A 25,412-nucleotide genomic window follows, 5' to 3' on the forward strand; every position below is an offset into this window, starting at 1 on the left:
CCACGGAGGATGACCATGCTCATCAGATATCTGCACACGATGGTCCGGGTCAAAGACCTAGAGGCGACCATACGCTTCTTTAGCCTCTTGGGGCTCAGGGAAACCCGGCGATGGGACAATGACGGCGGGCGCTTTACGCTGGTGTTCATGGCCCCCGAAGGGCAAGAGGAGTGCCCGGTAGAGCTCACCTACAATTGGGATGGCGATGAGGGTCTGCCCTCGGACAGCCGCCATTTTGGCCATCTGGCCTATTCGGTCGGCAATATATACGAGCTGTGCCAGCATCTGATGGACAATGGCGTAACGATCAATCGCCCGCCGCGTGATGGGCGCATGGCCTTTGTGCGCAGCCCTGACAACATCTCGGTCGAGTTGCTACAGGACGGCGCGGCACTGGCCCCGGCAGAACCATGGGCCAGCATGGAGAATATCGGCCATTGGTGAGACTGGCCGCCGCCTTTTTCCTCGCCCTTATGGCAGGTCCGGCGCTGGGCGCCTGTCGCCTTGCGCTGGTGCTGGCGCTGGATGTGTCCTCGTCTGTCGATGAGGCGGAATATACGTTGCAGCGGGTGGGGCTGGCCGCAGCGCTGGATGCCCCCGACATTCGCGAAGCGATCCTGCGCGGGGCGTCGGGCGATGTGGCGCTGGCGGTCTATGAATGGAGCGGTACATATCAGGAAAAGCTGCATCTCGACTGGAGCTTGCTACGCTCTGATGCCGATATCACCGGCGCGGTGGCGGTGCTGGCGGGGATGCAGCGCTCGACCAGCGATTACCCCACGGCGCTTGGCTCGGCCTTGGGGTACGGCGCACACCTGCTGGCGCGCGCACCCAACTGCGACCGCCAAGTGATTGACGTGTCGGGCGACGGGATCAACAATCAAGGCTTTGCCCCGGCACTGGCCTATGAGCATTTCCCCTTCGAGGGGATCGTCGTCAATGGCTTGGTGATTGCGGGCCACGATCCGGGGGTCACGCAATATTATCACCGCGAGGTGCTGCGCGGGCCGGGGGCATTTCTAGAGGTGGCGCAGGGATTCGAGGATTTCGAAGCGGCAATGTCACGCAAGCTCTACCGCGAGATCAACGATATCATGCTGGGCGCATTGCCCCTGCCCCACGCCCGGCATCAGTAAATATAGCGGATCTGATCGGTCCAGTAGCGCTCTACCCGGCGCAGAGAGGCGGTGATCTGGTCGACGCCGTCAGGGCCCAGCACGCCGCGCCCTTCCAACCCCTCGGCGTGGCGGGCAAAGAGATCAGCCACCAGATCGCGGATATGACGCCCCTTCTCGGTCAGCCGCACCCGCACCGAGCGGCGATCCGCCTCACAGCGCTGATGGTGCATATAGCCCATATCCACCAGCTTCTTGAGATTATAGCTGACATTGCTGCCCTGATAATAGCCGCGCGTCTTCAACTCACCCGCCGTCACCTCGTGATCGCCGATGTTAAAGAGCAAGAGCGCCTGCACGGCGTTTATCTCAAGAACACCAACGCGCTCGAACTCGTCCTTGATGACGTCAAGCAACAGACGGTGCAGCCGTTCCACCAATGAGAGCGCATCAAGATAGCTGCTGATAAAGGCACTTTGTGCGGGGGGCGGGCTGAGGGGGCTGTGAAAGCTCATGTCGGTCTCCGTGCGTTCTTGCTCGCAGGGGAGCATCATCGAAAAACCCGAACATTCGGTAAACCGCGCCTAAATCACATAAAATGCGATCTATTTTGCCCCCGTCGCCTGTGCCGCAATATCCGTCACCAGCGGCGCAAACCGCGCAGGTGGCGCAATCTGACCCGTCACCCATTGATAGAGGTCCTGATCGTTTTCGCACAACAGCGCGTCGAATTCGTCCAGCGCATTGCTGTCCATCGCATCAAGCCGCGCCTCGGCAAAGCGGCTCAGGATGATGTCCATTTCCTTGATCCCGCGACGCATGGCACGCATGCGCAGGCGTTTCAGGCGGTGGGGACGCGGCTCGTCCGCAGCACCCGGTGCCTCGACCGGCGTCTCACTCACCCGCTTCTTCCCGCAACTTGGCACGCAGGGTCTTTTCCAACCGCCCGAGGCGATCAGTCGAGCGCGTCAATTGCGCGCGAATATCGCGGATTTCGGTCAGCATTTCGACCACATCGTTGGACAACTCGCCCATTTCGGGCGCACCGGGGCCTTCGCCTTCGCCCGAGAGCAGCCACAGGAGTGAAACATTCAGCATGCCCGCCATCATCGAGAGCTTGTTGGCGCGCGGTTCTGACAGATCGTTTTCCCACCCCTTCAGCGTCTTGAGCTTGACGCCCAGCCGTTTGGCCAGATCGGACTGGCTCATACCAGAGCGCTCACGCGCGCCGGTTACGCGGTCGCCAAAGGTGGTGGCGTCGGGGTCAAACCAGCTGTCGCTGCTATCTTCGGTCATTGTCTTCCTTTCAGGTGATCGTGCTTGATCAAGCTTTGAGCGCACCCTAAGACATTCCCGGAGTGAATTCAAACCGGAGCTGGCTATGTCCCGTCTGTCTGCGACATTGTCGCGCGTCAAACCCTCGCCCACCATCGCCGTCACCACCAAGGCACAAGAGCTCAAGGCCGCCGGGCGCGACGTGATCGGTCTGGGCGCCGGAGAGCCGGATTTCGCCACGCCCGCGCATATCCGCGCCGCTGGCATCCGCGCCATCGAAGAGGGCAAAACCAAATACACCGCCGTTGACGGCATCCCCGAATTAAAGGCGGCGATCTGCGCCAAGTTCAAGCGCGACAACGGGCTTGAGTATACACCCGCGCAGGTCAGCGTTGCCTCGGGCGGCAAGCAGATCCTCTATAATGCCTTGATGGCCACGCTCAATCCCGGCGACGAGGTGCTGATCCCCGCGCCCTATTGGGTCAGCTACCCCGATATGGTGCTCTTGGCAGGCGGCGAGCCGGTGATTGCGCCTGCAGGGATCGAGACCGGATTCAAGCTGACGCCAGAGGCGCTGGAGGCGGCGATCACGCCCAAGACGCGCTGGTTCATTTTCAACTCGCCCTCCAACCCCACCGGGGCGGGCTATACTTGGGACGAGTTGAAGGGGCTGACGGATGTGCTCCTGCGTCATCCCCATGTCTGGGTGATGACGGACGACATGTATGAGCATCTGGCCTATGACGGGTTTGAATTCTGCACCCCCGCACAGGTGGAACCGGCGCTCTACGACCGCACGCTGACCTGCAATGGCGTGTCCAAGGCCTATTGCATGACCGGCTGGCGGATCGGCTATGCGGCGGGACCGCAGGATCTGATTGCCGCGATGCGCAAGATCCAGTCGCAGAGCACCTCAAACCCCTGCACCATCAGCCAATGGGCGGCGGTCGAGGCGCTCAATGGCAGCCATGATTTCATCACCGAGAACAACGCCGTCTTTGCCCGCCGCCGCGATCTGGTGGTTAAAATGCTGAATGAGGTCGAGGGCATCGACTGCCCGACACCCAATGGCGCGTTCTATGTCTATCCATCAATTGCCGGGCTGATCGGCAAGACCAGCGCAGGCGGCGCGGTGATTGCGGATGACGAGGCCTTTGCCACGGCGCTTCTGGAGGAAACCGGCGTGGCGGTGGTGTTTGGCGCGGCCTTTGGTCTGTCGCCAAATTTCCGGATCAGCTATGCAACCTCTGACGAGGCCCTCAAAGAGGCGTGCACGCGGATTCAGACATTCTGCAAAGGGCTGAGCTAGGAGGACGAATGGCGGGCGATCTGCCAGATTATTACTTCAGGGTCCGTGAAAACGGTGCTTTCGTGTTCCGGGTCGACACCGAGAACCGACAGCGCCGGATCGACATGGAACAGATCGCCGTGGTCAATATCCGCAAGTCCGAGATCAAGCCGAATGGCGAGCGGGCGCTGACCGAGGCCGACATCGCCGCCATCACCGACTGGATGGAGGAACGGCTCAAGCTGGTCGAATACCGCGATATCGACGATATCCTGCGGGCGGTGGATTACCTCAACACCACCACCCATTGGGTGCAATCCAAGGCGACTGATACCCAGTTGGAGCAGGTCACGGATGCGCTCCTCCTGGCGATGCACGACCTGCGCACGGTGTTGGTACGCAAGAAGGCGGATCGGCTTCTCAAGGATGAGTGAGGCGGCAGAGGGGGCATCGCGCCAACCTTTGTCCCAATCACCAACGCGCGGACTCAAGGCGTGCTTGCACGCCGCCGCGCAGCGCCTGACCGCCCCCTCGGGCGGGCACCGCGTTCCATAGCGCTTGCGACCAGCACAAGTCCCCCCTCACCGCGAACAGCTTGCCCCGCCCAACACGCAGAACTTGGCGCAATGCGGATGGTTCAGAGCCACGTCACGCTCGGCCTCGGCCAGAGTTTCGCCCAACTCGAACTCGGACTCATAGGGCAGCAGCGTGCAGGCCACCACCGCAGGGCGCGCCGCGCCCTTGCGTTTCACCACCATACGCGACGAGGCGCACATGATATCCTCGGGCCGCTTGCCAAGGATATTCCAACAGGCGGTGGTGATCTCGGGCACCTCTGATCCCTCGTCCATCTCGGGGAAAAGCACGGTCGCGGCGGGATCGCCCGCGTCGATGTCAAACCCATGCTCGGCATAGAACCGCGCATAGCCCGCACGCGATTGCGCCTCGCTCTCGCCCCAGACGGTGCGGCCCGCAACGGTCATGCGAATGCCGTTGTCGCGCAGCCAGCACATGCCCTCCAGCGTCTTGGCAAAGGCCCCCTGCCCGCGCTCCTCGTCATGACACGCCTCGGACCAGTGATCGACCGAAATCCGCAAGGTCAGCTTGTCTCCCCACGCCTTGGCCAGATCCAGCAACCCCGCGCGCATCGTCTTGCGCATCATCGGGCGCATGGCGTTGGACAAAATCAGCACCTCGAACCCCGCCTCTAACGCCGCGCGCGCCATGCCGATCATCTCGGGGTTCATGAAAGGCTCGCCGCCGGTAAAGCCGATCTCGCGCAGCGGCCAGCGCCGGTCGCGGACCTGAGCCAGATAATCGCGCACCTCTGATTCGGTAATATAAACCAGCGCATCATTGCTGGGCGAACTGAGGATATAGCAATTGCGGCACTCGATATTGCACAGCGTACCGGTATTGAACCATAGCGTTTCGGGATGGCTCAGCGGCACCGAGGCGCGCGGCTCACCCTTGGCGGTGCGTGCAGGATCCAGAAACTTGCCCTGATTGGCCGGGCCGGAGACAATATCTTTCATAGGGCGATCCACAGTCTGTTTGCCTTTTCTCACCTATTGTCCGTGCTCTGGCAAGGGAAGGCTTCTGACGCCATTGTGAAGACGCCCCAACATGTTAGAGTTGTCGTCACAGGCGATGCCCCCGAAAATCGGGCGGGCGACAAGGCAAGGAGATGGGCTATGGCCTTTCGGGTGATCCCGGTTGATCCCTTTGATCTGGTGATTTTTGGCGGCACCGGCGATCTGGCGCGGCGCAAGATATTGCCAGCCCTCTTTCGCCGCTTCGTGGCCGGACAGATCGAGGGCGATATTCGCCTGATCGGCGCAGCGCGCGCTGAAATGGACACCAAGGCGTATCGGGCCATGGCGCATGAGGCGATTGTCGAATTCGGCGGCGAGGAATCTGCCCGCAAAAAGGATCTCACGGCGTTTCTGGATCTGCTGGATTATGTCACGCTCGATGCGCGCGGCACCGAAGGCTGGGCCAATCTGGCAACGCTGATGCGACCGGATCGCATCCGCGCCTTCTATTTCTCGGTGGCCCCCGCCCTCTTTGGCGATCTGGCCAAACGCCTGCACAAGCACGGCATGGCGGATGAGCGCAGCCGGATTGTGGTGGAGAAACCCTTTGGCCGCGATCTCGAAACGGCCCGCGACCTCAACCATGTGCTGGCGCGGCATTTCAGCGAAGGTCAGATTTACCGGATCGACCATTATCTCGGCAAGGAAACCGTGCAGAACCTGATGGCGATCCGGTTCGGCAATGTCCTGTTTGAACCGCTGTGGAACAGCCAATATGTCGATCACATCCAAATCACCGTGGCCGAGAGCGTGGGCGTCGGCGGGCGCGGCGATTACTATGATAAATCCGGTGCGATGCGCGACATGGTGCAGAACCATATGATGCAGCTTCTCTGCCTCATCGCCATGGAGCCGCCCGCCAAATTCGAACCCGACGCGGTGCGCGACGAAAAGCTCAAGGTCATTCGCGCCCTCGATCCGGTGGCACGGGGCAATGTGGTGCGCGGCCAGTATGAGGGCGATGGCGTACAACCCGGCTATCGCAATCAGGTGGGCAACCGGGACAGCACAACCGAGAGCTTTGTGGCGCTCAAGGCGCATATCAGCAATTGGCGATGGGCGGGCACACCGTTCTACCTGCGCACCGGCAAACGGCTGCGCGAGCGCGCCAGCGAAATCGCGGTTGTGTTCAAGGACGCGCCGCATTCGATCTTTGGCGCAGATGCCGGGCGACACCGCAATATCCTGACGATCCGACTGCAACCCAATGAGGGGATCGAATTGGGGGTCACGATCAAGGAACCGGGACCGGGGGGCATGCGTTTGATCGACGTGCCCCTCGACATGACCTTTGCCGAGGCGCTGGGGCCGGAAGAGGCGGATTTCCCCGATGCCTATGAACGGCTGATCATGGATGTGATCCGGGGCAATCAGACCCTCTTCATGCGCGGTGACGAGGTCGAGGCCGCCTGGGCCTGGACCGATCCCATAATCGCGGACTGGGAAGAACAGGCCAGCGCGCCGCTGCCCTATGCCACCGGGTCCGCAGGGCCCGATGATGCGCTGATGCTGATGCACCGCGACGGGCGGCGCTGGCGGGAGATACGTCCATGAGTTTTATAGAATATGCCGACGATGAAATGCTCACGATGGGGCTGGTCGATGTGCTGGCCTCAGATCTGCGCAAGGCGTTGCGCAATCGCGAGCGGGTCTTGTTCGTCGTGCCGGGTGGCACGACGCCGGGGCCGATCTTTGACGGGCTTTGCGACGTCGATCTCGAATGGGACCGGGTCGATGTCCTGTTGAGCGACGAGAGGTGGCGGCCCGAGGTGCATATACGGTCCAACACCCGGTTGATCCGCTCGCGGCTGTTGATCAAACGGGCGGCGGCGGCACGCTATCTGCCGCTCTATGCCAAGGCAGAGACACCCGAGGAGGTGCTGGCAGAGTTAGAAACCAATATCGCCCCCGCTCTGCCGATTGACGTCTGCTTTCTGGGGATGGGAACGGATATGCACACCGCCTCGCTCTTTCCGGGGGCCGACCGGCTGGAAGAGGCGCTGGCGCGCGATGCGCCGATTCTGCTGCCAATACGCGCGCCGGGGGCGGAAGAGCCGCGCGTCACCCTGTCGGCGCGGGTGCTGGATGGCGCGCTCTGCAAACATCTGGTGATCACCGGCGCGCAGAAACGTGCGGCCTTTGACCGGGCGCAGCACATGCGCCCTCTTGAGGCACCGATTGCAGCCGTGCTAGCGGGTGCGACAATTCATTGGAGTCCGTGAAAGGACAGCGGATGTGGTTTGATCTCGGGCGTTTTGCCCAAGCGGCGCGACATATTGATATTTCAGAACTATTCAGCGATCCCCACCGTGCCGGGGAATTCTCGGCCCGGTTTGACGGCATGCTTTTGGATTATTCCAAAACCGCTATGACCGCCCCCGCACGCGCCGCTCTGATCACGCTGGCAGAGGCCACCGGCGTTGACGCGCGCCGCACCGCTATGTTTGCGGGCGCGCCCATCAACGAGACCGAAGACCGGCCCGTGCTGCACACGGCGCTGCGCAACCTCTCGGGCGGCGCGGTCATGGTCGATGGCATTGACGTGATGCCCGAAATCCACGCGACACGCGCGCGCATGGCAGAGTTTGCGACCAGCCTGCGCGCTGGCCGTATCGAAGGCGCGGGCGGGACAATCACCGATGTGGTCAATATCGGCATCGGCGGCTCGCATCTGGGTCCAGAGATGGCGGTGCGGGCGCTCAGCCCCTATCACGACGGGCCGCGCTGCCATTTCGTCTCGAACGTCGATGGGGCAGACATCGCCGACACGCTGCGCGGGCTTGATCCGGGCCGCACGCTGATTATCGTCGCCTCCAAGACCTTTACCACGCTTGAGACCATGACCAATGCCGCCACCGCACGCGACTGGATGACGCGCGCCGGGGTCGATCCGGGCCCACAATTCGCCGCCGTATCCTCGAACACCGACAAAACCGCCGACTGGGGGATTGATCCGGATCGCGTGTTTGGCTTTGGCGATTATGTGGGCGGGCGCTATTCGGTCTGGGGTCCGATCGGACTGCCCTTGATGATCGCAATCGGCCCGGACCGGTTCGAGGCGTTTCTGGCAGGCGCAGAATCGATGGACCGTCATTTTCAGGACGCGGCCCCGCATAAAAACCTGCCGATGATGTTGGCATTGGTCGGGATCTGGCACCATCAGGGGATGGGATATGGCACCCGCGCGGTGTTGCCCTATGATCAACGCCTCTCTCGCCTGCCCGCCTATCTGCAACAGCTGGAAATGGAATCCAACGGCAAACGGGTGAGTATGGCTGGCGCTCCGCTCACCCGGCCCTCAGGCCCGGTGGTCTGGGGCGAGCCGGGGACGAACGGGCAACACGCATTTTACCAACTGATCCATCAGGGCACCGCTGTAATCCCGTGCGAATTCCTTGTGGCCGCCACCGGACACGAGCCCGAACTTGCGCATCATCACCGCCTCTTGGTGGCCAATTGTCTGGCGCAATCCAAGGCGCTGATGCGGGGCCGCTCGCTTGAGACCGCGCGCGAGATGATGCGCAAGGCGGGTTTCTCGGGGACAGAATTGGAACGCCAGGCCGCGCACCGGATGTTTCCGGGCAACCGTCCCTCAACCACATTGATCTATGACCGGCTGACGCCCCGCCGACTGGGCCAGATCCTTGCGCTTTACGAGCATCGTGTCTTTGTCGAAGGCGTCATGCTCGGCATCAACTCATTCGATCAATGGGGGGTGGAGTTGGGCAAGGTTCTGGCGGTTGAGGTGGATGCGATGCTGACCGGAAGCGAGCCCATGCAAAGGGATGGGTCAACAGCGGCGCTGGTGGAATTTGTGCGCGCCGCCGGGGCCTGAGCCCCGGCGCGCTGCGGCCCTGCGACAGCCGCAAGTGCGGTCATATCCCCTTAAAGTTTGACCTCGCTCAAAGACCACGCCGCAAATTTCAATTATCATTTCCAGATTGAACATTTGATCCAAGTGGAGTGCCGTATGACCGAATCTCAGCCCTCGTCTTTGCCTTTGCCCGAACCTGCAACCGACATGACCTCCGACCGGGATCAAGCCAAGTCAGCACCTGCCAATCCCAAGCCAACCGCACAGCCCGTTGTCGCCGCCAACGATCCCACTGCGTCGCGGCAGATTTTTGAAAACGGCGAATACCCCTATGACACCCGCATGGGTCGCCGCAGTTATGAGGCGCAAAAGGCGCATTTGCAGGCCGAATTGCTCAAGGTTCAGCTCTGGGCGCAAGAGACCGGGCAAAAGATTGTGCTGCTCTTTGAGGGGCGCGATGCCGCAGGCAAGGGCGGCACGATCAAACGCTTTACCGAGCATCTCAACCCCCGCACCGCGCGGGTCGTGGCGCTCAACAAACCCACCGATCAGGAACGCGGCCAATGGTATTTCCAGCGCTATGTCCAGCATTTGCCGACGGCCGGTGAAATCGTGCTCTATGACCGTTCGTGGTACAATCGCGCGGGCGTGGAACGGGTGATGGGATTTTGCGAGCCGCATGAATACCTTGAGTTCATGCGCCAGACCCCGGAACTGGAACGGATGCTGGTGCGCTCGGGTATCCGACTGTTCAAATACTGGTTTTCCGTCACTCAAGGGGAACAACGCGCCCGCTTTGCCTCCCGCGAGACCGATCCCCTCAAGGTCTGGAAGCTGAGCCCGATCGACAAGGCGAGCCTTGATAAATGGGACGATTACACAGAGGCGAAAGAGGCGATGTTCTTTTACTCCGACACCGCCGATGCGCCATGGACCGTGGTCAAATCCGATGACAAGAAACGCGCCCGCCTGAATTGCATGCGGCATTTCCTGAACGCGCTCGATTATCCCGGCAAGGACCATCACATCGCGCATGCGCCCGATCCGCTGATCGTCGCGACGGCGCAGCACGTTCTGCACAAGAGCGACCATATCCTTGGCAAATCACTGCACCCCGAGGATCGCAAGACACGCTGATCCTTTGCAATGCCCGCGTCCGGTCTTGGGGCCGGGCCGGGCTGATCCGGCGACCGATTTTCCGTCCTCAGGGCACCGCACCCCCTGTTGGGGATCCGACCTCTTGACGCGGCCTATCCGCTTGGGCCATCAACCCGCAGGGCATGGCCGCAAGGGCGCCCTGCGAGGTAAAACAAGGGGCACACCGTGATCATCAAGGCAATCGACACGCTCGGCGGGCTTCTCTTGGGGCGCGAAACCTATCGGCGCTGGCATTACAAATTGGCCAAGCGGCTGGCGGAACGGCAGGGCTTTGAAGTCTACAAGAAACAGATGATCTGGCAGACGGACCCGGAATTCGTCGAGGCCCGCGACAAGGCAAAGCTGCGCGGCATCCAAGGCATTCCCAACGACCGCAGCTATACGCTGCTTGCGCTGGCGCGCCTCGTGCGGGAAATTGAGGGGAATTTCGCCGAATGCGGCTCGCGCTACGGCAAGTCATCGCTCTTCCTGCTCTCGGGGGCAGGCCCGCAGAGCGCCAAGCGGCTGCATGTGTTCGATTCCTTTGAGGGGCTGTCCGATCCCGGCCAAGACGACATTCAGACCAGTGGAAAATCGGAATGGTCAAAGGGGGATCTGGCCGTGCCCGAGGATATCGTACGGCGAAACCTCAGTGAATTTGGCGACCGTGTCGTGCTGCACAAGGGCTGGATCCCTGAGCGCTTTGGCGATGTTGAAGACGAAGAATTCTCGCTCGTTCATATCGACGTCGACCTTTACGAGCCGACCCTTGCTGCGGTCGCGTTTTTCTATCCCAAGGTGAAGCCGGGCGGTGTCATCCTATGCGACGATTACGGCTCGGCCGATTGTCCCGGAGCGAAAAAGGCGATCGACGAATTTTTCTCGGACAAGCCGGAAAAGATACTGTCCATGACCAGCGGGCAATCGCTGGTGATCAAGAGCTGAGCGGCCTTTCGCGCGCCGCCGGCTTTCGCCCACACAGGAACCTTGCGGCCTGCCTCCCATCCGCCTAAGCCTGTCCGTATGAAGCCGCTCCGTCCCCTCGCGCTTGCCGCCACGCTCTGCCTGCCTGTCACGCCTTTGGGCGCGCATCCGCATGTCTTTGTCGATGTGGCGCTGCATTTCACCGCCGATGCCGAGGGGCGGCTTACCAAGGTCGAGGTCATCTGGAGCTATGACGATTTTTTCTCTCTGCTCATTCTCACCGACATGGGGCTGGACCCAGATGGTGACGGCGCGCTGACCGAGGCGGAGCTGGCGCAACTCAAAGGATTCGATCTGGTCGAATGGCCCGAAGGGTTCGAGGGCGATCTCTATATGTATCACGGCGAGACCAAGATCGCCTTGGCTCACCCCATCCCCACCGGCATCGCACTGGACAAGGGCAGGATCGTCGCCACCCACACCCGAAGCTTTGGCCCTGTCAAAGCCGAGGGTCTACGCGTCGAGGCCTATGATCCCACCTATTACGTCGCCCATAGTCTTGCCGGGCCGATCACCCTGCCCAAGGGCTGCGCCTATACGATCACCGAGCCCGATCTTGATGAGAGCCAAGAGCAATTCCGCAAGATGCTGAGCGAAATGACCGCCGAAGAGCAATTTACCGGCGTCGAAGTGGGCAACCTGTATTCCGAGAGCCTGATAATCTCATGCACCGCCCCATCCTGAGCCTTGTGGCGCTGGCGCTGGCGGGGCTGGTTATCTGGCTCTGGGGGGGTGGTGGCGCGGCACAGGTCTCGGAGTGGGCCCGCGCCGGGCAGTCTGAGACTCAACAGGCAATGGCGCGGCTCTTGCGCAGCTTGCGCGCCGGGGAACCGGGCGCATTGGCGGGGCTTTTGGCGCTCTGCTTTGCCTATGGGTTCTTTCACGCAGCCGGACCGGGACATGGCAAGATCCTGATTGGCGGCTACGGCATGGCCGCCCGCGTCAGCGCGCTGCGTCTGTCGCTGCTGGCGCTGGCCTCCAGCTTTGCGCAGGCGGCAGCGGCGGTTCTGCTGGTCTATGCGGGCGTCTTGCTGTTTGATCAGACCCGCCAGCACATGACCGATCTGGCCGAAGACATCATGGCCCCCGCCAGCTTTGCCGCGATTGCCCTCGTGGGCCTCTGGCTGGCACTGCGTGGCCTGCGCCGCTGGCGGCGTTTACGGGCCGGGCAACAGCATCACAGCCACGCCCGCCACACCCATCAGCCGGATGCGCCCTGCCTCTCTTGCGGGCATAAACACGGGCCAACCCTGGCCCAATCCGAGGCCGTCACCGGTTGGCGCGATGCCGCCGCCCTGATTGGCGCGGTGGCCATCAGACCCTGCACCGGCGCGCTCTTCTTGCTTATTCTCACATGGCGCATGGGTCTTGATCTGGCCGGAATTCTGGGGGCCTTTGCCATGGGGCTGGGCACCGCAAGTGTCACGCTCGCCGTGGCGCTCGGCTCTGTCACCCTGCGCGAAGGCGCTCTGGCGCGGCTGGCCACGACCGACAGCACCGCCCGCGCCCTGCCCCTGTTCGAGATCGCTGCGGGCGTGATCATTGCGGCACTTTCTACCCATCTTATGCTCGGCGTGCTCTGACGAGGCTTGCACAGACGGCCGAGCGCGTCTAACGCCAGCCCTATGCAACCCCGCCTCACATATCGCCAGCACATCCGCGCTGTGCTCGGCCTCGGCCTGCCACTTGTCGGCAGTCATGTGGCGCAATTCGCCATCACCTTTACCGATGCGCTCATGCTGGGCTGGTATTCGGTCGAGGCCCTGGCCGCCGAAGTGCTGGGCGGCACCATGTTCTTTGTCCTTTTCATCATTGGCTCGGGCTTTGCCTGGGCGGTGATGCCGATGGTGGCCTCGGCACAGTCCTCGGGCGCGGTCACACAGGTCCGGCGCGTCACCCGCATGGGCCTCTGGGCCTCAATTATGTTTGGCTTGGGCTCCCTGCCGTTCATGATCTGGTCCGGCGCGCTCTTTGACCGCATGGGACAAGACCCCGACACCGCCGCCCTCGCCGCCGATTACCTCGGAATCGCGGGGCTGGGCATCCTGCCCGCGCTCATGGTGATGGTGCTCAAATCCTATCTCGCGGCGCTCGAGCGCACGACCGTGGTGCTCTGGATCACGCTCGCGGCGGTGGCGCTCAATGCTGGCATCAACTATCTGCTTATTTTTGGGAATTTCGGATTTCCGGAACTGGGCGTGCGCGGGGCTGCCATTGCCTCGCTCGGCGTCAATATCGCCTCTCTCGTGGCGCTGGCCGCCTATGTGCACCGCTCCTCCCCGGAACATGCAATATTTCAACACTTCTGGCGCCCCGACCCCGAGGCGCTGATGGAGGTCTTTCGCCTCGGCTGGCCCATCGGCCTGACCAATCTGTCCGAAGTCGGGCTGTTTGCCTCGGCCTCGGTGATGATGGGCTGGCTCGGCACCCTGCCCTTGGCCGCGCATGGCATCGCGCTTCAGATCACCTCGGTGATCTTCATGATCCATCTGGGTCTGTCGAATGTTGCCACAGTGCGCGCCGGCCAAGCGCACGGGCGCGGCGATGGCGTGGGCCTGCGCGACGGCGCGCGCGTGGTGCTGGGGATGTCGGCCACGGTGGCGCTGGCGACCATGATGTTGCTCGTGCTCGTGCCAGACCCGCTGATCAGCCTCTTTCTTGGCGCCGACGACCCCAACCGTGCCGCCGTGATCGCCATCGGGCGACAACTCCTCGCGGCTGCGGCGCTTTTTCAACTGATCGATGCGGCTCAGGTACAGACGCTTGGCCTCTTGCGCGGCGTGCACGATACCCGCGTGCCGATGGTCATCGCAGCGCTCAGCTATTGGGCGGTGGGCGTGCCTGTCAGCTACCTGTTGGGGATCGTTTGGGGCTATGGCGGGCCGGGCATCTGGCTGGGCCTCGCGATGGGGCTGGCGCTGGCAGGCATTTTCATGCTGCTGCGGTTCTGGGGGTGGTCCGCGCGCCGCATTACCCCGGCTGCGGCACATCTGCGGCAACAGGAGTGATTGCACCCCCCCGCATCCGTTGGTAAATGAAACTGACCAATTTCGGAGGACGCCATGCCCGTCATTACCAATATCGCCGATCTCAAACAGATTTACCGCCGCCGCGTCCCCAAGATGTTCTACGATTACGCGGAATCCGGCAGCTGGACCGAACAGACCTTTCGCGAAAACACCACCGACTTTGACAAGATCTACCTGCGCCAGCGCGTCGCCATCGACATGACCGGACGCAGCACCGCAAGCCAGATGATCGGACAGGATGTGGCAATGCCCGTGGGCCTCGCCCCTGTCGGCCTGACCGGCATGCAACACGCGGATGGTGAAATCAAGGCAGCACGCGCCGCCGAGAAATTCGGCGTGCCCTTCACCCTCTCCACCATGTCGATCTGCTCGATCGAGGATGTGGCCGAGAACACCACCAAACCCTTCTGGATGCAGGTCTATACCCTCAAGGACGATGATTTCATGCAGCGCCTGTTTGACCGGGCGCGCGATGCCAAATGTTCGGCGGCGATGATCACGGTCGACCTGCAAATGCTGGGACAGCGCCACAAGGACCTCAAGAATGGTCTCTCCGCCCCGCCCAAACTGACGCCCAAGAGCATCGCCAACATGATGACCAAGGTGCAATGGGGCCTTGGCATGCTGGGCACCAAGCGGCGGTTTTTCGGCAATATCGTGGGCCATGCCAAGGGCGTGACCGATCCCTCCTCGCTCAGCACCTGGACGGCAGAGGCCTTTGATCAGGCGCTCGATTGGGACCGCATCCGGCAATTTCGCAAGATGTGGGATGGACCGCTGGTCATCAAGGGCATCATGGACCCGCGCGACGCGCGCGAGGCGCTCAATGTGGGGGCCGATGCGATCATCGTGTCGAACCACGGCGGGCGACAGCTTGACGGCGCGCTCTCGGCCATCCGCGCCCTGCCCGCGATCATGGATGCGGTGGGAGACAAGATCGAAGTGCATCTCGACAGCGGCATCCGCTCGGGTCAGGACGTGCTCAAGGCGCTCAGCTTGGGGGCCAAAGGCACCTATATTGGCCGCGCCTTTGTCTACGGTTTGGGCGCGATGGGTGAGGCGGGCGTCACCCGCGCACTGGAAGTGATCCACAAGGAACTCGACAGCAGCATGGGCCTCTGTGGCCGCCGCGATGTCAAGGATCTGGACCGCGACATCCTGATGGTGCCCGAGGATTTCACCGGCCGCTGGATGGTCTGAGGCAGCTAACGCGCGCCTCTCGGGCGCGCGTTGACTCACCCCCGAAAGAGCCGCCGGAAAAAGCCCGGACGCGATCCCCCGTCCCGTGCGGAAACTGCGGCGGCCTGTGTATGCCACACCTCGAGCACGGCGCGGGCTTCTTCGTCCAGTGGCACCTCTGACGCCGGGTCCTGATCAATCTCGACATCAAACGCCAGATGATGCCCCGCCCGCCGTTCCAGATCGCGATTGCTGTTCTTCCAGCGCTCCACCAGTTGTTCGCGCTCCGCAAATGGCAACAGAAACCGCCGTTTGGGCACCTCGACCACGCCCGGCGCTTCGGCAAAGAACCGGTTCAGCGCCGCATCGATCTGCGCCACAGAGCATCCGGCGGCTCGCATCTCTTGCTTGAGCAGGCGCGCAGGCTCAATCAGACCCGTGGGCGGGCTGACATTGGCCATCGGCACAGCCGCATCATCAGCATAGCACAGGTCCGCCGCACCGATCTGCTCCAGCACGAAATTGACCGGATAGCGGCGCGGACTTCCTGGTAAGATCACGGTACTGAACACCCTGTCCCGCCCGACATATTTCGACCAATAGAGCGCGAAGAGCGCATAGTTCAGCACGTCTTGCTGAAGGCGTTTCTCCAACAGCTCCCCGATGCTGCCGCTCCAAGTCTGCCCGCCTTTGACATGCTGCTTGAAATCTGATTCCAGCCAATGGTCCTGCCTGCGAAACACCGCGATCACATAGACCTCAGCACCGCGCGCCCGCAAATCTCTGACCAGATTGATCGCCACCGCCGATTTATAAAGCCCCGAGAGACCTTCGGCGCTCAGCACCACATCCCCCTCACCGCGCAGGAAAAAATCCAGCGCCTCCGAGACCGCCTGCGACCGTTCGCGATAGGCTGCAATCGCCAGATCTGCGGCATTGCCCTGAGACTGCGCCAATTGGACCGCCGGCATGTCATACGAAATCCCAAGATCCCGCAACCGGTCCTGCTGTCGAAACAAAACCGCCTGAATGGTTGTGGTCGCGCATTTCGGCATGCCGACATGCAGGAAAACGCGGCGTTGCATGTCAGTCCTGCTCCTTTGTTATGACGGGGCCCTTCGGATCCGTCGACTGTGCTCGACATCTATCGCAGACGGCGCTATGGGCAACCAGCCCCGAAAGCCGGCGGAATCGACGGATAGGTCACGCATCCCACCCGATCAACAAGATTCCGCTTTTCAATTCGGCAAAATCCGTCTAGTAGCGCAGCTTCACGCGGGGACTACAGCCTTGGAGGAGCCCCGCCCTAACATATGGAGAATTTAAATGGCTGGAGAAATTCCTGATCTTCAAGCCCAGGAACGCGCGGGGACGGGCAAGGGCGCCGCTCGCGCAGCTCGTCGTGCGGGCATGGTTCCGGGGATCGTATTCGGTGGCGACAAAGAGCCGCTGGCGATCAACATTCCGTTCAACACGCTGCTCAAGCGCCTCAAGAAGGGCCGGTTCAAGTCGACCCTGTTCAACCTTCAGGTCGAAGGCCAAGATGATGTGCGCGTGATCTGCCGCGATGTTCAACGCGACGTGGTCAAGGATCTGCCGACCCATGTCGATTTCATGCGCCTGCGCCGCACCACCCGCATCAACCTGTTCATCCACGTTGATTTTATCAACGCGGACGATTGCAAGGCTCTGCGCAAAGGTGGCGTGCTGACCGTGGTGCGTCCCGAGGTCGAACTCAACGTACTCGCAGGCGACATTCCTGATCATGTGACCGTGGATCTCTCGAAAATCGAGAAAATCGGCGATGTCGTCACCATCTCGATGGTCGATCTGCCTGCAGGCGCAGAACCGGTGATCAAGGACCGCGATTTCGTGATCTGCAACATCTCCGCCCCCTCTGCGCTGCGCTCGCAGGGTGAGGACGACGAAGAGGAAGAGGGCGACGAGGAGTAATCCTCGCGCGCGCCCCCGCTTTGACAGAACGCGGCCCCATTCGGGGTCGCGTTTTTTTACGTCCTTCCCCCCGGCGCACAATCCTGACGGTGCCGCTTGGGGTATCCGCGTAGGCCCCCGTTGATTCCGCAGGCCCAAGGCCCTAGACCATCCTCAATCAAAATTGGGGGCATCGACCATGCAGATCTTTGTAGGTCTCGGCAATCCGGGCGCGAAATACGAGCGGAACCGCCACAACATCGGCTTTATGGCGCTCGACCGGATCGCCGGGGAACACGGCTTTGGCCCGTGGCGGTCCAAGTTTCAGGGCATGCTCTCTGAGGGCGCCTTGGGCGGTGAAAAGGTCGTTCTGCTCAAACCCATGACCTTTATGAACCTCAGCGGGCAATCGGTGAGCGAGGCGCTGCGGTTTTACAAACTGACCCCTGCCGATGTCACCGTCTTTCACGACGAACTCGACCTCGCTCCGGGCAAGCTGCGCTGCAAGCTGGGCGGCGGCCATGCAGGGCACAACGGCCTGCGCTCGATCCATCAGCATATCGGCGAGGCCTATGCCCGCGTGCGCCTTGGCATCGGCCATCCGGGGCACAAGGACCGCGTGGCGCAATATGTCTTGCAGGATTTTGCCAAAGCAGATGCTGATTGGCTCGATGATCTGCTGCGCGGCATCGCCAAGGGCGCGCCGTGGCTGGCGCAGGGCAAACCCGACCGCTTTCAGAACGCCGTGGCCCAGGCCTTGACCCCCGTCGCCCCCAAGCCCGCACGCAAAGACACAGCACAGACCGAACGACCGCCAAAGCAAGCAGAAGAGCCGCAGGACGAGACCCGCTCGCCCCTGCAAAAGCTGGTAGACAGGTTTCGCTGATACCCCATGTCCCCAACGTCATGCTTGATCTGTCGCACCCGCGCTGCTCAACTCAACACAGGCAAAACGGAGCCTCGGAATGCGAAACGGATTAAAATGGCTTGGGCGGGTCCTGATCATTCTGCTGCTTGCAACCGCAGCGGTGGGGTTTTGGAAACGCGAGGCCATCGCCCGCCTCTGGGCGGTCAACAGCCTGTTTGACGCAGAGCACATCGTCGGGAATTTCTCGAACATGGACCGCGCGTTTCTTCACATACCGGTCTCGCGCGGCGCGGGTCCTGTCTCGCCGCTGCCCGCAGGCCCCGCCATGACCCTGCCCAAGGTGGCGACGGATTGGATCGCCGCACGCGACGTGACCTCGCTCATGGTGCTGCACCGGGGCGCTGTGGTGCATGAGAGCTATCACCAAGGCACCCGCCCCGAGGACCGCCGGATCAGCTGGTCGATGGCCAAGAGCTTTCTGTCGGCCCTCTTTGGCGTGATCATGGCCGAGGGACATATCGCCTCGCTCGACGACCCGGTGACGCGCTACGCCCCCAGCCTCACCGGCAGCGCCTATGAGGGCGCGACAATTCGCAATGTGCTCCTGATGATGAGCGGCGTGGCCTTTGACGAGGATTATCTCGACTACGAGTCAGACATCAACCGCATGGGCCGTGTGCTGGCGCTTGGCGGGACGATGGACGGCTTTGCCGCCGGCCTCACCGCGCGCGACGCCGATCCCGGCACCCGCTGGAAATATGTCTCGATTGATACGCATATCCTCGCCATGGTGTTGCGCGGCGCCACCGGGCGGAGCCTGCCAGACCTCTTGTCGGAAAAGATCATTCAGCCCCTCGGGTTTGAGGCCGAACCCTATTACCTCACCGATGGCGAGGACGTGGCCTTTGCGCTTGGCGGGCTCAACGTGACCACCCGCGATTACGCCCGCTTTGGGCTGATGGCCGCCAATCTGGGCCGCTACAACGGCCAACAGGTGGTGCCCGAGGAGTGGATGCGCGCCGCCACCACGCCCACCGCCCCCACCGCGCCGGGCGATCTGAAATATGGCTTCCAATGGTGGATGCCCCGCGATGCACAGCCCGGCGAGTTCTTTGGCCACGGCATTTACGGGCAATATATCTACATCGACCGCGCCCGCGATGTGGTGATCGTCGCCACCTCTGCCGACCGCGCCTTTCGCGAACCCGGCGTCAAACATGACAATATCGCAGTCCTGCGCCAGATCGCCGGGGCGATCTGAAGGGCCGGCTCAGCCCCCGAACCGCTGGCGCAGCCGCGCATCCAGACCGGGCGGATAGCTGATAACCTCACCCGTTGAACGCAACCGCCAGCCCCCGTCCCCGGCGCGCAGGCTGTTGCTGCGCCCGTCCAGCCTGCCCTCGCGTTCAAGCGCCTCAACCACATATCCCAGATCGCGCCCACCAACAAAGCGCCCCATTTCCAGAATGCTGGCAACCGGGTGCTCGGCCAACCGCTCGAGCGGCATGACAAAGACATTGGACGGCCCGAACGCCTCCTCGAACACGCGCATGACATGGTCCGTGTCGATCCAGCGTTGCCATGGCTTCAATTCGTCGGACAAGAGCGCCTCGGCACGCTGCGCGAAATCGTGGTTGCAGAAGCTCGCAAAATCCTTCGACGACTCGGCATAGCGCGCGGCAAACCAGCTATCGGGCTTCCGGGTAGTGAGGATGATCCGCACCCGGCCCCCGCCCCAATAGCGGTCCATCGCGGCCAGTTGCCCGGCCACCTGCGCGGGCGTCGCCGCCCGCCCGTTCCAGAACCCGTCGCTGGTCAGCGATATATTCTCGCACGACAACAACCGATCCTCGCCCTCGGGTTGCACGCCGAAAAGGGCATCGAACCCTTGCCGCAGGCCCGGGCGCGGCGGCTCCGGGCGCGCCCGTCCCAACAGTCGCGCAATCCGGCCCCGCCAGCCACCGTCGCCGGCGGGCTTGGTCCCGTGATCCTCATGATGCAAGGCCCGCAGGATGCGGGTGATCTCACGCGCGGTTGCCTCACCACTGACGCGATGAAAGAACGTGATCCCCTGCATCCTGCGAAAGACCAGATGCTGCCAATAGGTCGTGCCCGTCTTGGGCAGACCTATGTGCAGGTAAATCCGCGTCACGGGGTGTTCACCCCAAGGCCGCGTCACAGCGCCCGCAGGTGCCGGGATGCGCGTGCCGCCCCACATCCGGCAAGATCTTCCAGCAGCGCTGGCATTTCTCGCCCTCGGCGCGCTCGAAGACCACGCCAACGGTTTCAACCTCCGGCAGGCGGAACGCCTCGTCTGGGCGCGGATCGCCGGTCAGCATCAAATCCGAGGTGATGCAGATATCCGCAAAATCCACCGATTTCAGCGCCGTCAGCATCTCGGCATCGCGGATATGCACCACGGGTGCGGCCTCCAGACTTGCCCCGATCACCTTGTCGGTGCGCTGCACCTCCAACGCCGCCGTCACCACCCGCCGCGCCTGCCGCACCATCGCCCATTTCGCCGCCAGCGGCTCATTGAGCCAGTCGGCCGGCGTGTCGGGAATATCCGTGAGGTGGATCGAACTATCCTCGCCGGGGAAGCGCGACAGCCACACTTCCTCCATGGTGAACACCAGCACCGGCGCCAGCCATGTTGTCAGCCGGTGAAACAACAAATCGAGCACGGTGCGCGCCGCGCGACGCCGCGCGGTGTCACCATCACAATAGAGCGCATCCTTGCGGATATCGAAATAGAACGCACTCAGATCAAGCGTGCAAAAGTTAAAGATTTGCTGGAAAACCCCTTGGAAGTCATAGGTTTCATAGCCTTTCTTCACCTTATGATCCAGCTCTGCCAGACGGTGCAGCACCCAACGCTCCAACTCGGGCATATCGGCGGGATCAACCCGGTCCGCCTCGGTGAACGGGGCCAGCGCCCCCAGCATGAACCGCAGCGTATTGCGCAGGCGGCGATAGCCATCGGCGACGCCTTTCAGGATTTCCGGCCCGATCCGCAGGTCGGCGGTGTAATCTGCCTGCGCCACCCAGAGCCGCAGAATATCCGCGCCATATTGCTTGACCACTTCCTCGGGCGCCACGGTGTTGCCCAAGGATTTGGACATCTTGTTGCCCTTCTCATCAAGGGTAAAGCCATGCGTCAGCACCCCCCGATAGGGCGCGCGGCCGCGCGTGCCGCAGGCCTGCAACATCGACGAATGGAACCAGCCGCGATGCTGATCCGTGCCCTCAAGGTAAAGATCGGCCAAGCCATCCTCGGACCCGTCTGCGCGGTCGCGCAGCACAAAGGCATGGGTCGAGCCGCTATCAAACCACACATCGAGAATATCATCGACCTTGCGCCAGTCCTCCGGGTTGACGATGCCCGACAGGAACCGCTCCTTGGCACCGTCTTTGTACCACGCATCCGCACCCTCGTCCTCAAAGGCCGCGAGGATGCGGGCATTCACCTCTTCATTCCGCAAAAGATACTCAGGATCGGTCGGCTGCGCACCAATTCTGACAAAACAGGTGAGCGGCACACCCCAGGCGCGTTGGCGGCTCAGCACCCAATCGGGCCGCGCCTCGATCATCGAATAGAGCCGGTTACGACCGGTCTTGGGCGTCCATGTCACCAACTCGTCAATCGAGCGCAACGCACGTTCGCGAATGGTGGTGCCATAGTCATCCTGCCCGTCCCCCACTGGCCGGTCAATCGCGGCGAACCACTGCGGAGTGTTGCGATAGATCACCGGTGCCTTGGAGCGCCAGCTATGCGGGTAAGAGTGCTTGATCTTGCCACGCGCCAGAAGCCCGCCCACCTCGGCCAATTTATCAATCACCGCCTTGTTGGCATTGCCCTCCTTGCCCTTGCGATCAAGGATGAACTTGCCGCCAAAGAACGGCAGGTCGGGCCGGAAAGAGCCATCTTCCAGCACGTTATAGGTGATCACCTGCTCCAGCATGCCCAGATCGCGGTAAAGCTCGAACTCCTCCATCCCGTGCGAGGGCGCGCAATGGACGAATCCGGTGCCTTCCTCGTCGGTGACGAAATCGGCGGCGCGGAAATCGCGCAGATCATCCCATTCGCCATTGCCGCCCTCTGCCCCGGCGAGCGGGTGTTGCAGCGAGAGGCCTGAGAGTTCGTCCGCCGTCACATCGCGCACGCGGGTATACATGCCCTCTTCAAGACGGGCCCGCGCCATCACATCGCCCGCCAGCTTGTCAGCCAGAATAAAGCGGTCGCCGACCTTGGCCCAGCTTTCCTCGGGGGTCGAAGTCACTTCATAGAGACCGTAGGCAAAGCTTTCACCGTAAACCACGGCCTTGTTGCTTGGCATAGTCCAAGGGGTGGTGGTCCAGATGACGACATAGGCACCAAACAAATCACGATTTTGAAGCTTCGCATCGTCACCGGCGATCGGATCTACAACCTTAAACTTCACCCAAACCGTGAAACTTTCCTTGTCGTGATACTCGACCTCCGCCTCGGCCAGCGCGGTTTTCTCGATCGGCGACCACATCACCGGCTTGGAGCCTTGGTAGAGCACGCCGGTCATCAGGAACTTCTGGAATTCCTCCGCGATGATCCGCTCGGCGCGGAAATCCATGGTCAGATACGGCCGATCCCAACAGCCGGTGATGCCCAACCGCTTGAATTCCTCGCGCTGAATGTCGATCCAGCCCTCTGCGAACTTGCGGCACTCCTGCCGGAAATCGACAACGTCGACCTTGTCTTTGTCCATGCCCTTGGCGCGGTACTGCTCTTCGATCTTCCACTCGATTGGCAGACCGTGACAATCCCAGCCGGGGATGTAGCGCGCGTCGCGGCCCATCATCTGCTGGCTGCGCACCACCATATCCTTGAGGATCTTGTTCAGCGCGTGGCCGATGTGCAGATGGCCGTTGGCATAGGGCGGGCCGTCATGCAGGGTAAAGGGCTTGCGGCGTTCCTGATTTTCGCCCGTCCGGGCGAGGGCCGCGTTCTCCCGCAGCTTTTCATAAACCCCGATCCGCGCCCAACGCGCCAGCCACTCGGGCTCGCGTGCGGGCAATCCGGCGCGCATCGGGAAATCGGTTTCAGGCAGATTGAGCGTGTCTTTGTAATCCGGCGTCTGGGTCGTGTCGGCGCACATGGTTTGCGTCCTTGTCACTGGTCTGGAAATTGGGGGGTGCAGCGGCGCGGTAGCCCATACGCCTTGTCCCGGCAGCTCGATTGTCTCAGAGCGCCGGGCATGTAATTCGAATAATGATCGCGGTGCGTCTCATCATGCCCGCCTTATAGGCGCGCGCCCGCCAAGCGTCCAGAGGGCGGGGGCCCGCTTTCTTGAAAAGAAAGCGCTCCGAAATCTTTTCAAGATTTCGCGCCGAACGCATGACAGGACCAGAATGCCTCGGGCCGTCACCCGCCGGTGGCCGGTTGACGCCACTCGCCGCACACGACAGCCTGCCTGCTGTCAGACCTTGACCAGAACCGCAAAGAATTCCGTCGTGTTGCGTCGGGTCGGAAACAGCGACAAAACCTCGAACGGCAGATGTAATTCGGCCTTGATCCGGGTCAGCATGTCGATGAATTCCTGATCCGAGAATTTCCAGCAGTGCACATCGTGGTATCCCGTCTTGGTCACCAGTTTCCGGAGGATACTCAGCGCTCCGGTCGAGCCATGCACAGATGGCGCATTGTCCACATTCAGCCTGCCGTCCCAGATTTCTGCAGGTGTGACCTTGCGGCTGTTCAGGATGTGGTCGCAGATCTGGGTGAAATTGGGTTGCGTGCGTTTCTCGAAATAGGCGGCAATCACCTCGTGAAAGCTGGTCGGTTGTTTGGCCATGTCAAAGCAAAAGCGCCGGTCGGGAAAGGCCAGCGCGATCCGACCCCCCGGTCGTAACAGCCGCAGATTGGTTTCAAGCCAGCCGATGAAATCCGGCACATGCTCCAGAACATGCGACGCGATCACGAAATCAAGGCTGTCATCCGGCACAAAGTCAGAAATGAGCGCCCCACCCGTCACGATGTCGATCTCTGGGATCAAGGACACATCGACATTCGGATCGTTCATGTAATGCGCGGCAAGTTCGTCCCGCGATTTGTAGTCCACATAGCGGACTGTCTTGCAGACCGACCGCGGCATGATGGTGCGGTGCAAAGGGCCGTATTCGATGCCAGACGACTCTGGATCAATTCCGGCAGTGATCCGCATGCGGCGCAGGGATTGGGGGTCGAGGGGGGCCGGCTTGTTCAACTGCGCTCCCATTCGCTCTGTGTCATTCATCCGTATTTTTCCCAATTTTCAAGCGCAGCCCTGACACAGGATTGTCTTTTCGGCCAGATCATTTGCCGTCTGGCATAGCGCCATTCCCGAATTCGCAGAGGGTCTTATCCTCTTCGTCGCCGCCAGGCGCGCCGCCCTTTTTCAAGCGGCCTTCAGGCTGGTCGAAAGATCGCTTAATCCCGCCCTCGGATCAAGCGCTTTTCCGCCTGAGGGCGCGCCGGTTCCCGGAAACGGGCGTGGATCAGGACAATCGCGCCCCAACCGCAGACCAGACCCGATCCGCGCGCGCGCCCTGCACCCTCTGGACGATTCACAAAACCGGTCCCTCGCGGTCATCAACACTATGATTTATCGACAAAAATCATCAAATTTTGGCCACATAACCAACCAGACATCAGCGGAGCACAGGATCATGATGTCGCCCCACCCTGCCACGGGAGGGATTGCCTCGGCCCCTCTGCCACGCCACATAAGGACCATGAACACCGCCCTGCCCCCACGTTTCCCCATCACCCGCCCCGAGATCGAGCGGGTCGTGACCGAATTCTACGCGGCGGTGCGCGCGCATCCGGGGCTTGGGCCGATCTTTGCGGCGCATGTCACCGACTGGCCCGCGCATGAGGCCAAGGTGGCCGATTTCTGGGCCAATTCGATCCTGCATGACCGCGTCTACGACGGCAGCCCGATGGCCGCCCATGTGAATGCCCGCAATGTACAACCGGGCATGTTCTCGACCTGGCTCGCCCTCTTCGATGCGGTGCTGGCGCGCGAACTCTCGCCGGATCAGGCCGCCGCTTGGTCAGCGCTGGCGCATCGCATCGGCCGGTCCTTGCGCGCCGGCGTGGTCGACCGCAGCACCCTGCCCGGCGGCATCCCCAAACTGCGCTGAATCCGGCCTCGCGCGGCCAAAACGCGGCACGGCCACCG

At 62.0% G+C, this 25,412-nt stretch carries 25 protein-coding genes; 17 read left to right on the plus strand and 8 right to left on the minus strand.

Annotated features, from left to right (window positions below):
- Window positions 1–15 precede the first annotated feature (15 nt).
- Together ACN0SW_RS07465 and ACN0SW_RS07470 are read left to right on the plus strand one after the other, a co-directional pair.
- Entirely contained in the window at window positions 16–444 is a 429-nt protein-coding gene (locus tag ACN0SW_RS07465) for a VOC family protein (protein ID WP_417727288.1), read from the plus strand.
- Window positions 411–1,136, plus strand: coding sequence for a DUF1194 domain-containing protein (locus ACN0SW_RS07470; RefSeq protein ID WP_417727289.1), 726 nt, complete (start codon window positions 411–413; stop codon window positions 1,134–1,136). The genes ACN0SW_RS07465 and ACN0SW_RS07470 overlap by 34 nt, the downstream gene beginning before the upstream one ends.
- On the opposite strand, the gene ACN0SW_RS07475 is transcribed toward ACN0SW_RS07470, so the two are convergent.
- The 3 genes from ACN0SW_RS07475 to ACN0SW_RS07485 form a co-directional block, all read right to left on the minus strand.
- The gene (locus tag ACN0SW_RS07475) at window positions 1,130–1,630 is read right to left on the minus strand and encodes a MarR family winged helix-turn-helix transcriptional regulator (RefSeq protein WP_417727290.1); all 501 of its coding nucleotides are present in this window, start codon (window positions 1,628–1,630) and stop codon (window positions 1,130–1,132) included. The genes ACN0SW_RS07470 and ACN0SW_RS07475 overlap by 7 nt on opposite strands.
- 90 nt (window positions 1,631–1,720) lie before the next feature.
- Complete coding sequence (locus ACN0SW_RS07480) at window positions 1,721–2,017, minus strand: succinate dehydrogenase assembly factor 2 (RefSeq protein ID WP_417727291.1); 297 nt, start codon at window positions 2,015–2,017, stop codon at window positions 1,721–1,723.
- The gene (locus ACN0SW_RS07485; RefSeq protein ID WP_417727292.1) at window positions 2,010–2,411 is read right to left on the minus strand and encodes a helix-turn-helix domain-containing protein; all 402 of its coding nucleotides are present in this window, start codon (window positions 2,409–2,411) and stop codon (window positions 2,010–2,012) included. Before ACN0SW_RS07485 ends, ACN0SW_RS07480 begins: the two co-directional genes overlap by 8 nt.
- 85 nt (window positions 2,412–2,496) lie before the next feature.
- On the opposite strand from ACN0SW_RS07485, the gene ACN0SW_RS07490 reads away from it, so the two are divergent.
- On the plus strand, window positions 2,497–3,699 hold the full coding sequence (locus ACN0SW_RS07490) for a pyridoxal phosphate-dependent aminotransferase (protein WP_417727293.1): 1,203 nt from the start codon (window positions 2,497–2,499) through the stop codon (window positions 3,697–3,699).
- Window positions 3,700–3,707: 8 nt separating this feature from the next.
- A complete protein-coding gene (locus ACN0SW_RS07495; RefSeq protein WP_417727294.1) occupies window positions 3,708–4,112 on the plus strand; it encodes a hypothetical protein in 405 nt (134 codons plus the stop codon).
- 147 nt (window positions 4,113–4,259) lie between these two features.
- Here ACN0SW_RS07495 and ACN0SW_RS07500 read toward each other — a convergent pair whose 3' ends face one another.
- Entirely contained in the window at window positions 4,260–5,213 is a 954-nt protein-coding gene (locus ACN0SW_RS07500) for a radical SAM protein (protein WP_417727295.1), read from the minus strand.
- A 159-nt stretch (window positions 5,214–5,372) separates the two neighbouring features.
- On the opposite strand from ACN0SW_RS07500, the gene zwf reads away from it, so the two are divergent.
- From zwf to ACN0SW_RS07545, 9 genes are all read left to right on the plus strand, one after another.
- Window positions 5,373–6,827 carry a glucose-6-phosphate dehydrogenase gene (zwf, locus tag ACN0SW_RS07505; protein ID WP_417727296.1) on the plus strand — a complete coding sequence of 485 codons (1,455 nt, stop codon included), beginning with the start codon at window positions 5,373–5,375 and terminating at the stop codon, window positions 6,825–6,827.
- Window positions 6,824–7,495 (plus strand): 6-phosphogluconolactonase, encoded by a 672-nt coding sequence (pgl, locus tag ACN0SW_RS07510; protein WP_417727297.1) that lies wholly within the window; start codon window positions 6,824–6,826, stop codon window positions 7,493–7,495. The genes zwf and pgl overlap by 4 nt, the downstream gene beginning before the upstream one ends.
- Window positions 7,496–7,506: 11 nt before the next feature.
- The gene (gene pgi / locus ACN0SW_RS07515; RefSeq protein ID WP_417727298.1) at window positions 7,507–9,108 is read left to right on the plus strand and encodes a glucose-6-phosphate isomerase; all 1,602 of its coding nucleotides are present in this window, start codon (window positions 7,507–7,509) and stop codon (window positions 9,106–9,108) included.
- A gap of 135 nt (window positions 9,109–9,243) precedes the next feature.
- Window positions 9,244–10,224 (plus strand): polyphosphate kinase 2, encoded by a 981-nt coding sequence (gene ppk2 / locus ACN0SW_RS07520; RefSeq protein WP_417727299.1) that lies wholly within the window; start codon window positions 9,244–9,246, stop codon window positions 10,222–10,224.
- 186 nt (window positions 10,225–10,410) lie between these two features.
- Entirely contained in the window at window positions 10,411–11,169 is a 759-nt protein-coding gene (locus tag ACN0SW_RS07525) for a TylF/MycF/NovP-related O-methyltransferase (protein ID WP_417727300.1), read from the plus strand.
- 78 nt (window positions 11,170–11,247) lie between these two features.
- On the plus strand, window positions 11,248–11,892 hold the full coding sequence (locus tag ACN0SW_RS07530; protein ID WP_417727301.1) for a DUF1007 family protein: 645 nt from the start codon (window positions 11,248–11,250) through the stop codon (window positions 11,890–11,892).
- Complete coding sequence (locus ACN0SW_RS07535; protein WP_417727302.1) at window positions 11,874–12,791, plus strand: nickel/cobalt transporter; 918 nt, start codon at window positions 11,874–11,876, stop codon at window positions 12,789–12,791. The genes ACN0SW_RS07530 and ACN0SW_RS07535 overlap by 19 nt, the downstream gene beginning before the upstream one ends.
- A gap of 42 nt (window positions 12,792–12,833) precedes the next feature.
- Complete coding sequence (locus ACN0SW_RS07540; RefSeq protein WP_417727303.1) at window positions 12,834–14,216, plus strand: MATE family efflux transporter; 1,383 nt, start codon at window positions 12,834–12,836, stop codon at window positions 14,214–14,216.
- A 54-nt stretch (window positions 14,217–14,270) separates the two neighbouring features.
- Window positions 14,271–15,437 carry an alpha-hydroxy acid oxidase gene (locus ACN0SW_RS07545; RefSeq protein WP_417727304.1) on the plus strand — a complete coding sequence of 389 codons (1,167 nt, stop codon included), beginning with the start codon at window positions 14,271–14,273 and terminating at the stop codon, window positions 15,435–15,437.
- Between the two features lie 35 nt (window positions 15,438–15,472).
- On the opposite strand, the gene ACN0SW_RS07550 is transcribed toward ACN0SW_RS07545, so the two are convergent.
- Window positions 15,473–16,501, minus strand: a complete 1,029-nt coding sequence (locus tag ACN0SW_RS07550) for a hypothetical protein (RefSeq protein ID WP_417727305.1) — start codon at window positions 16,499–16,501, stop codon at window positions 15,473–15,475.
- Window positions 16,502–16,742: 241 nt separating this feature from the next.
- Here ACN0SW_RS07550 and ACN0SW_RS07555 point away from each other — a divergent pair, with 241 nt between their 5' ends.
- The 3 genes from ACN0SW_RS07555 (at window position 16,743) to ACN0SW_RS07565 (ending at window position 19,477) form a co-directional block, all read left to right on the plus strand.
- Window positions 16,743–17,369 (plus strand): 50S ribosomal protein L25/general stress protein Ctc, encoded by a 627-nt coding sequence (locus ACN0SW_RS07555; protein WP_417727306.1) that lies wholly within the window; start codon window positions 16,743–16,745, stop codon window positions 17,367–17,369.
- A 178-nt stretch (window positions 17,370–17,547) separates the two neighbouring features.
- The gene (gene pth, locus ACN0SW_RS07560; protein ID WP_417727307.1) at window positions 17,548–18,234 is read left to right on the plus strand and encodes an aminoacyl-tRNA hydrolase; all 687 of its coding nucleotides are present in this window, start codon (window positions 17,548–17,550) and stop codon (window positions 18,232–18,234) included.
- Between the two features lie 79 nt (window positions 18,235–18,313).
- Window positions 18,314–19,477 carry a serine hydrolase domain-containing protein gene (locus ACN0SW_RS07565; RefSeq protein ID WP_417727308.1) on the plus strand — a complete coding sequence of 388 codons (1,164 nt, stop codon included), beginning with the start codon at window positions 18,314–18,316 and terminating at the stop codon, window positions 19,475–19,477.
- A gap of 9 nt (window positions 19,478–19,486) precedes the next feature.
- On the opposite strand, the gene ACN0SW_RS07570 is transcribed toward ACN0SW_RS07565, so the two are convergent.
- The 3 genes from ACN0SW_RS07570 to ACN0SW_RS07580 form a co-directional block, all read right to left on the minus strand.
- Window positions 19,487–20,434 carry a hypothetical protein gene (locus ACN0SW_RS07570; RefSeq protein ID WP_417727444.1) on the minus strand — a complete coding sequence of 316 codons (948 nt, stop codon included), beginning with the start codon at window positions 20,432–20,434 and terminating at the stop codon, window positions 19,487–19,489.
- Window positions 20,376–23,348, minus strand: coding sequence for an isoleucine--tRNA ligase (gene ileS, locus ACN0SW_RS07575; protein WP_417727309.1), 2,973 nt, complete (start codon window positions 23,346–23,348; stop codon window positions 20,376–20,378). The genes ACN0SW_RS07570 and ileS overlap by 59 nt, the downstream gene beginning before the upstream one ends.
- A gap of 321 nt (window positions 23,349–23,669) precedes the next feature.
- Window positions 23,670–24,485, minus strand: coding sequence for a methyltransferase domain-containing protein (locus ACN0SW_RS07580; protein ID WP_417727310.1), 816 nt, complete (start codon window positions 24,483–24,485; stop codon window positions 23,670–23,672).
- A 478-nt stretch (window positions 24,486–24,963) separates the two neighbouring features.
- On the opposite strand from ACN0SW_RS07580, the gene ACN0SW_RS07585 reads away from it, so the two are divergent.
- A complete protein-coding gene (locus tag ACN0SW_RS07585) occupies window positions 24,964–25,374 on the plus strand; it encodes a group III truncated hemoglobin (RefSeq protein WP_417727436.1) in 411 nt (136 codons plus the stop codon).
- Window positions 25,375–25,412 lie beyond the last annotated feature (38 nt).

The sequence above is a fragment of the Roseovarius sp. genome, assembly GCF_048262375.1.
Classification (GTDB): Bacteria; Pseudomonadota; Alphaproteobacteria; order Rhodobacterales; family Rhodobacteraceae; genus Roseovarius.